This is a genomic window from Cellulophaga sp. BC115SP, assembly GCF_009905545.1.
GTDB lineage: Bacteria > Bacteroidota > Bacteroidia > Cytophagales > Spirosomataceae > Flectobacillus > Flectobacillus rivi.
Map to the genome: position 1 here is coordinate 1 of NZ_JAAALB010000153.1, position 1,061 is coordinate 1,061.

The 1,061-nt window shown below is 40.3% G+C and carries 1 protein-coding gene; it reads right to left on the reverse strand.

The window, feature by feature from the left end; all coding sequences use genetic code 11:
• Positions 1 to 85 precede the first annotated feature (85 nt).
• Positions 86 to 946: a S49 family peptidase gene (locus GVN22_RS27345; protein ID WP_166554161.1), complete on the reverse strand. Its 861-nt coding sequence runs from the start codon at positions 944 to 946 to the stop codon at positions 86 to 88.
• Between the last annotated feature and the right edge of the window lie 115 nt (positions 947 to 1,061).

A 1,061-nucleotide genomic window follows, 5' to 3' on the forward strand; every position in this document is an offset into this window, starting at 1 on the left:
ACTTGCAATAGCCAATCTTTTGCCGGTAAGGTACTTTTTGACATTATCGTATAGTATTAAAAGTGTGCAAAACTAAATACCAACATTAAGCGTGGGCCAACTGTTGGCAGCGCTTAATGGCTGAGTTAAAATCTCCTATTCTATCAGCTAAACCCAAAGTAATGGCGTCCTTTGCTCCGTAAACGTTGCCAGAAAAAACGTCCTCATTCTTGATTTTCCCGACTCTACCACGTTTTACATAGCCTACAAATTCCTTGCGTGCCGTGTTGGTCTGTGCCTGTAAATATCCTCTGGTCTCCTCAGTCAAAGGTTCATAGGGGTTTATTTTAGCCTTATTTTCTCCACCTTGAGCTCGAATCATTTCGACATCAACCCCTTGCATTTGTAGTTGTCTGGAGTAATTTTCGTAAATAAACAATGAACTAATAGACCCGATACTACTCATGGCGCTATCCTCAACGACGATTTCATCTCCTTGAGAGGCGATAAAGTAGCCAGCTGACAAACAACGATTAGTAGATGTTACCACAGGTTTTGATTTGCGAAAGTTGGTCACTGCATCAGCCAACAACGAACAGCCGTCGGCAGTCCCACCCGGTGTAGAAATTTTAAGAACTGCCCCTTTGTACTTTTCGTCGGCTCTGGCCACATCTAACAACTTGGCCATTTCTTCCATACCCAAAGACCAATAAGAATAACGAGACATTTCGCCAACGATGGGTAAAACCAAAATATCACTACTCAAAGAATAGAGATTGGTGTAATAGTTATTGATATACCGAGCGCTCTCGGTACTAATCAACTTTGTTTTAAAAGCTTCGAGTAGTTTTGGATCGGGTAATGTTTCAAAAAACGAAGGTGCCGACATAGTCTGCAATTTATGCCAGGCAATGCCAATATGAGACTCAGCGACGTTCCAGATATGCTCGTGAAAAATTTCAGCCATGATATTCGTAGAAAATTTTTACGAATATCATGGCTGAGAAAGATATTAGATAGGACAATAAACAGGAATCAAACAACCTTTGACACTGATTTAATTATAATTTTAGTCACGTTTT